The sequence below is a fragment of the Vibrio sp. 10N.222.52.B7 genome (genome assembly GCF_041474275.1).
GTDB lineage: Bacteria > Pseudomonadota > Gammaproteobacteria > Enterobacterales > Vibrionaceae > Vibrio > Vibrio crassostreae_C.
This window is the reverse complement of the sequence record NZ_JBFRTU010000398.1, coordinates 1-276: the sequence shown is the minus strand read 5'-3', so window position 1 is coordinate 276 and position 276 is coordinate 1. Positions and strand designations below refer to the sequence as shown.

At 44.2% G+C, this 276-nt stretch carries 1 protein-coding gene; it reads right to left on the bottom strand.

All coding sequences use genetic code 11. The features are described from left to right. The coding region (locus AB4512_RS23385; RefSeq protein ID WP_372175913.1) for a DUF3549 family protein at positions 1 to 276 on the bottom strand (276 nt) is incomplete at both ends.

Sequence of the window (276 nt, the reverse complement as noted above, 5' to 3'; positions counted from 1 at the left end):
CTTCGATAACAAACTTAAGAAAATTACCCACATCGCCTTGATGCAGTAGGCCTCTTTCGTCTAGCTTGAATTTTAGAAACCAAATCCATGGCTGTTTGTGTTCGTTCCAGTAGCTAATGGCTAAGTGAGCTTGTTTCTGAAGTGGAAACGGGTATGGCTGTTTCCCCTGCTCAACATCAGAGAATAGGGTGTTGTCGATTTTCTGGATACGACGACCTAGGTCGTAGATGTCGTATTGGCAACCGCTATTCTTTAGCAACTGAGTGAGCGTGTGAA